This is a genomic window from Microcoleus sp. S28C3 (genome assembly GCF_036700785.1).
Lineage (GTDB): Bacteria > Cyanobacteriota > Cyanobacteriia > Cyanobacteriales > Microcoleaceae > Microcoleus > Microcoleus asticus.
Genome location: NZ_JAUBPO010000238.1, coordinates 1 through 3,462, shown reverse-complemented (window position 1 = coordinate 3,462; position 3,462 = coordinate 1). Strand labels below are relative to the sequence as shown.

Sequence of the window (3,462 nt, the reverse complement as noted above, 5' to 3'; positions counted from 1 at the left end):
ATTAATAATTAAATGGAGTCGCAAAATCAAAAATAAGGGTAATGCTTGTATCACAGTTTAAATGTGCAACAGCTTAGGATTCGCAGTTGCGCTTCAGCGCTCGGGGTTTGTTGTTGCGCTTCAGCGCTCAGGGTTCAAAGTAAGAAATGTAAGTTAAATGGCGCATTTTAAAGTATTGGTTATTTTACCTCCCGATACAAGCAACGCAGAAGAAAAAGTAAGAAAACTGCTTAGTCCTTACTACTCTGAATTAGGCGTTGAACCATACAAAGAGTATTTAGATATAGCAGCAGTTGAAAAAGAAGTAAAACGTTTATCCACTCTCCCGAAGGAAAGCATTCAAAAATTAGCAGAAGATATGGAGGTTTCAAGTGAGGATTTAGAAGAGATAGCCAAGCTCAATTTGGATTGGTATGAAGATGACTCAGCAGGGGCTGATGAATATGGTTTCTACCGAATGACAACTATTAATCCTCAAGGAAAATGGGATTGGTACAGCTTTATTGAAGCTGAACCCAGAGAATCTGCAACACCTATTCGCTACCCATGTCAGGTAGTAGAGCTACCTGAAGTAGTTCCTTATGCTCTTGTAACCCCTGATGGTCAGTGGTATGAGGTGGGTGGAGAAGTAAGCGTGCAGGCTTTCATGAGAACTTATTTAAACTGTGATGTAAACATGAGCGAAGCAGAAGTAAACTGGAACCTCAAAGTTCAGGAAACTCTTGCTTGCTATCCAGATTGCCTTGCTGTTGGTTTAAATTGTCACCTATAGTGATGCAATATCCTCCAGCATTGATGCAAATAGTAAGAATCGTTAAGCACAAAAATCCCGGTAAATAAATTCAAATTTAACTCTTAACTACTTGCCGATTTTCTTGCCAGAGCGATCGATACAGCGAGATCCCCGCATCCCCAAACGGCAGCAGAAACTCGCTAGCAGCAAGAATCTTAGCATCCGGCAACAACACAGAATTAGTGCGAACAGCTTCCGGCAAATCCTCGGGTTTCATGCCGACAATTATCGGCGAACTAGCCTTAGCCAGCAAAGATAATTGAGGAGCAATCCGAGGCTGCAAACAAAAATCAATCCATTTTTCCACTAAAGAAACAGGATTTCCCGATGCTGGTTCTACCCACAAATCAGTCCAAAGTGCAGTTCCCGAAACCGGGATTACTAAAGCAATATCCTTTTCAGTTTGCAGCAGCGGCAGCAAGTCCCCAGAGGAACCTACTGCCAGCCAAGTATCGCCTAAAGTTAATGGTTGCAGGTAAGCATCAGAACTATAAAGTTTAACTTGTTGGTGCAGATTTGCCAGTTCTTTTTTTAGATTTGGGACTTTATCTAATTGCTGCGTATTGTAAGATTTTCCGAGTTTTTTTAATGTTAAACCGATAACTTCTCTCGCACTGTCCGGCAAAGAAATTCGGTCGCGCAATTCCGATCGCCACAAGTCATTCCAATCTGTGGGAGTCCACCCCAAAGACTTGAATTTATCTGTTCGATAGGCAATTACTGTACTTCCCCAGCGGTAGGGTGCGCCCCAAATTTTACCTTTAGGATCTAATTGACCGTCATCGTTGCGCCTGACGAGTTTTTGCCATCTTTCGGGCAATTGTGCCCAATTAGCAAACTTAGCAGGATCGATCGGCTGAATCAATTTTTGCCGAATTGCCAAAGTCAGCCAGTAATCTCCCAACATCACCAAGTCAGCTTGATTTTTTGATTTGGGAACCTGCTTCCACTCCTGCAATAGGGCGAATAATTCTTTTAATTGTGGTTCTTGCGTTACCTGCAAAAGCGGAGACGGTTGTACATCGCGGCTAAATTTGCTTACCAGTTGGGCCGGAATACTGTTTTTGAGCGATCGAATTTTGAGAATGGGCTTGGAGTCGCACCCTGCCGCCAATTGACTTAAAGTTAGGGTGGCGGCCCCCAATAGCAAAGACCTTCGTTTCACCTGTGAATCCGCTTTTCTAAATATTGACCGATCGTTGTGTGTTCTGCAGCCCGGAAAATAATTGTTTGTCGAGTCCGGTAATTGGCGCCGATTTATCTTATTTCTTCCTCAAACACAGAGCCATTGTACTCGGTTATGCTGCGCTGTGAGTCTGTTTGACTCTTGCCCTGATTTTACCTTCTACCTTGTCGATCGAGCTTTCCGATGCCGACAGCCCCGTCAACTTAACGCCTGATTTCTCCCCGAAAAGTTCTTTTGACCTCACATCTTGCACCATCCTCGATGGCCTTCTATGGGCGGGCTCTCCTGCACACCCCACAAGAAAATGCACTTGTTGTGGAACAGGCCGGAAAGCCTGTTAAGCGAGAATGGTGCAGCATATGAGTTTGACCCAATTTTGCTCGCCCCCGTTGGCGATCGACTGCCTCTATGTTACATTTGTTAATATAACGAAACAAGGAGAGTGTTGCCCTCTGCCGCTGGATGACGCTTTTTACAAAACCGAGCGGTATTTCCCAACGTCAGTCATGTCGAAAGTGAAAAATCCTTTTTAAATCCGCGACAGCTTAATAACTAAAAATCCACTATTGTCAATCCTGAAAGCACTCGCTAGAGCGAAGTCAATCTAATAGGACGCTGCGCGAGCCGACTCTCAGAAACCTGATGTTTTAACTCTGATTGAAGGTTTGAACGAAGTATGGGGGTTAAAAAACTAGGTTCTTGCATCCAAGACTATCTAAAACCTAAAATCTCAAATCTCAAATCGAGTCACGAATGGCGATCGATTATCTTCAGGCTGGCTTCCTAAATCTACCGTCTGGATTGGGAACACAACAATTACGTCAAAAATTAAATAATTTAGTGATAAATCGCAGTTATGTAAAGTTTTACCTTATATGTAAAGATATAAGTTACGAGCCAAAGGATGATTGTATGGAACCGCTCCAGCAGCAAGTTACATTATTGACCCAACAAGTCGAGGCCCTTTACAAACTCATAGAAAACCTCAATGACAAGCTATTCGAGTCAGCCCAGGAGACGAAGCTGACCCAGCAGCAGAGAAACGCCAGATCTGGAACGGTAGGAAATGACAAAACCTCGTCATATCAAAGCTACAGCCGTCTCGACGGCCTCCTCGAACACAAAGACATACTGTTAGATGACAGCTACTTCGACAAGAATTCTCAAAGCATCGAAAAAGAGCTGAGCGCAGAAATTCAAATCCAGCGCCTAACTGCTCAGCTAACAGCAGCTTACAATCGAATAGCTGCTTTGGAAGAACAGTTGCTCGCCAAAAGAGTGCACTCGCAACAGGTAGGCGGATCTCATTAAATATTGCTAGCGGGGATCGGGCATTAATCTCAAAAAAATACAAGTTGCGTTGATTTATGCTCGTCAACTTATAGAGTCATTGCATAGAGTTTTTTCGTATCCCCTCAATATTTCGGGGAAACAGTTATTCAAGCATCCAGGACAAACCAAAAGGATTGAGAACAGATTTTTC

Annotated in this window: 4 protein-coding genes; 2 read left to right on the top strand and 2 right to left on the bottom strand. The window is 43.4% G+C overall.

Annotation, left to right across the window (positions count from 1 at the left end):
• Positions 1–157 precede the first annotated feature (157 nt).
• Complete coding sequence (locus tag QUA13_RS32020; protein WP_333205064.1) at positions 158–772, top strand: hypothetical protein; 615 nt, start codon at positions 158–160, stop codon at positions 770–772.
• Positions 773–848: 76 nt separating this feature from the next.
• Here QUA13_RS32020 and QUA13_RS32015 read toward each other — a convergent pair whose 3' ends face one another.
• Positions 849–1,958: an extracellular solute-binding protein gene (locus QUA13_RS32015; protein ID WP_333205062.1), complete on the bottom strand. Its 1,110-nt coding sequence runs from the start codon at positions 1,956–1,958 to the stop codon at positions 849–851.
• A gap of 133 nt (positions 1,959–2,091) precedes the next feature.
• Positions 2,092–2,235 carry a hypothetical protein gene (locus QUA13_RS32010; protein WP_333205060.1) on the bottom strand — a complete coding sequence of 48 codons (144 nt, stop codon included), beginning with the start codon at positions 2,233–2,235 and terminating at the stop codon, positions 2,092–2,094.
• 656 nt (positions 2,236–2,891) lie between these two features.
• Between QUA13_RS32010 and QUA13_RS32005 the strand changes: the two genes are divergently transcribed.
• Positions 2,892–3,290: a hypothetical protein gene (locus tag QUA13_RS32005; protein WP_333205059.1), complete on the top strand. Its 399-nt coding sequence runs from the start codon at positions 2,892–2,894 to the stop codon at positions 3,288–3,290.
• Positions 3,291–3,462 lie beyond the last annotated feature (172 nt).

Excerpts from the sequence above, each read along its gene's own strand:
- QUA13_RS32005 (WP_333205059.1), top strand. The coding sequence starts at position 2,892 with ATGGAACCGCTCCAGCAGCAAGTTACATTATTGACCCAACAAGTCGAG.
- QUA13_RS32020 (WP_333205064.1), top strand. The coding sequence starts at position 158 with ATGGCGCATTTTAAAGTATTGGTTATTTTACCTCCCGATACAAGCAAC.
- QUA13_RS32010 (WP_333205060.1), bottom strand. The coding sequence starts at position 2,235 with ATGGTGCAAGATGTGAGGTCAAAAGAACTTTTCGGGGAGAAATCAGGC.